This is a genomic window from Streptomyces sp. NPDC006265 (assembly GCF_040613555.1).
Lineage (GTDB): Bacteria > Actinomycetota > Actinomycetes > Streptomycetales > Streptomycetaceae > Streptomyces.
Window position 1 is genome coordinate 1 of the sequence record NZ_JBEXSH010001221.1, and the last position, 2,056, is coordinate 2,056.

The 2,056-nt window shown below is 69.2% G+C and carries 3 protein-coding genes; 1 reads left to right on the plus strand and 2 read right to left on the minus strand.

The features are described from left to right. Positions 1–112: 112 nt before the first annotated feature. Together ABZ281_RS47325 and ABZ281_RS47330 are read right to left on the minus strand one after the other, a co-directional pair. The gene (locus tag ABZ281_RS47325) at positions 113–1,027 is read right to left on the minus strand and encodes a helix-turn-helix transcriptional regulator (RefSeq protein ID WP_356664804.1); all 915 of its coding nucleotides are present in this window, start codon (positions 1,025–1,027) and stop codon (positions 113–115) included. Positions 1,028–1,177: 150 nt separating this feature from the next. Then, the gene (locus ABZ281_RS47330; protein ID WP_031108398.1) at positions 1,178–1,408 is read right to left on the minus strand and encodes a DUF397 domain-containing protein; all 231 of its coding nucleotides are present in this window, start codon (positions 1,406–1,408) and stop codon (positions 1,178–1,180) included. Between the two features lie 229 nt (positions 1,409–1,637). Here ABZ281_RS47330 and ABZ281_RS47335 point away from each other — a divergent pair. Continuing rightward, on the plus strand, positions 1,638–2,056 hold a 419-nt coding region (locus ABZ281_RS47335; RefSeq protein ID WP_356664806.1), incomplete at its 3' end, for an ATP-binding protein.

A 2,056-nucleotide genomic window follows, 5' to 3' on the forward strand; every position in this document is an offset into this window, starting at 1 on the left:
TGCATCGCACCGTAGACGACCCACGCGACACCGCCGTTCAGCGTCACCCACACCACGGTGGATCGTTCCTGCTGCAGCAGCACGGCGAACGCCAGCGCGAGGCATCCGTGCGTCACGGGTAGCGCTGCTCCATCGTCTGCCGCAGCAGCTCCAGCGAGTCACGGGGCTTGAGCGCCTCGTCCGCGAGCCGGTCCAGTGCGATCCGGTACTCCTCGGTCTCGTCCCGGTCCTCGAGGAAATTCGCGCTCTTGATGTGCTCCAGGTAGACCACATCGGGAAGATCGAGCCCGCCGAAGCGCAGATACGTGATCGGAATGGCCGGCGCCGAGGCGTTGGTGACGCTCAACGGCACGATCTGCAGCGACACGTTGGAACGCCCGGCCATCTCGACGAGGTGCGCGAGCTGCTCCCGCATCACCTCGGTACTGCCGAGGACGCGCAGCAGCACGGACTCGTCGATGATCGCCCACAGCTGCGGGGCGTCGTCCCGCGACACCAACCGGGCGCGGTGCCTGCGCAGTTCGACGCGCCGCTCCACCTCACCGGCCGGTGCGTTCGGCAGGCCGCGCTCCACCACGGCCCTGGTGTAGGCGGGTGTCTGCAACAGGCCGGGCACGTACTGGATCTCGAAGGTACGAATGGTGGCGGCGGCCTCCTGCAGCCCGACCAGCCGGTCGAACCACTCGGGCATCAGCCGCTTGTCGTACCGCTGCCACCAGCCCGGCTCCCCGGCCCGCTGCAGCAGCTTGAGCAGCACGGAGGCCTCGTAGTCGTCGGTGCCGTACAGCTCCAGCAGCGCGCGGACGTCGTTCTCGGTCGGCGGGCGGCGGCCCTTGCCCGACTCGATGCGGGACAACTTCGCGGCGCTGAACCCGACAGCGCGCGCCGCCTGGTCCTGGGCGAGCCGGGCGTCCTCGCGGAAGCCGGCGAGCTGTACACCGACCAGCATCTTCAGCAGAGTCGGCGCGGGCTCGGGCCTGTCCAGGTAGGGTTCCAGGCGGGAGATGCGATGCGACGCGGCGGACATCCTGACTCCCAGCAGACCGGCACAAGGGCAATTTACACTATCGCACTCCACCGGGCCTTCACGCATCCGCCCGCAGCGTCCCCGCAGAAGTGGGGAGTTGGGCTCCGCTTCGCCCTGAGCATCGCGCCGCGGGCGTGACATCACCGCACCTCACAGCAGGTGGTCGAACTCGCCGTCCTTCGCTCCGGCCAGGAAGGCCGCGACCTCCGCCGACGTGTAGACGAGGGCGGGTCCGTCGGGGTCGCGGGAGTTGCGCATCGCGATCCCGCCGTCGACGAGCGGGGCGACTTCGACGCAGTTGCCCTCGGCGTTGCTGTGCCGGCTCTTCATCCAGCAGGCTTCCAACGAGCTTGCCTGCACTCCGTTCTGCACTGGTGGCACCGCAGTCTCCTTGCTGTTCTCGTTCCCCGCCGCACACGGTGTGCCCGGCCGTTCGCCGAAGGGCGGTCGCGTCCTTCGACCGCACTCGTCCCGGCTTGCGTACCCACAACGGCTTGATTCTCACGCAATTTCTCGTGCAATTGCACGCGAGCGCCTTCAGCGTGGATAATAGCTGCGGCGTCAACCCCCGGGCTGGCGCCGTGTCCTGACGTCACATCGGGGAGATGACGTGTCATCACCTGCGCAGCACGTGCTCCGGCCGCCGAGTGAGGTTGCGGCACACGCAGGCGCTCTCGGGGCGGGTCACGCCTTGCCGGCCGGCCCGCACACGGTCCCTTCGTACGGGAGTCCGCCCTCGGTGCCGACGACACTGCCGCAGTTCTCGGGCGACCTGTCCGCCTCGGCCGCCCTGCGTGTCGAGTGCGGCCGGGAGGGTTTCGCACGAGCCCGGTCGTTCACCCGCGACACCCTGCACGGCTGGTCCCTCGACCACTGCTGCGACGACGTGACCCTCGTCATCACCGAGCTGGCCGCCAACGCCGCGACGCACGCGGCGCGAAGATCCCCGGGTGTGCCGGAGATCCGGCTCGCATTCCTCCTGGACCCCACCCACCTGCTGGTCAGCGTCGCCGACACCGACGACCACCC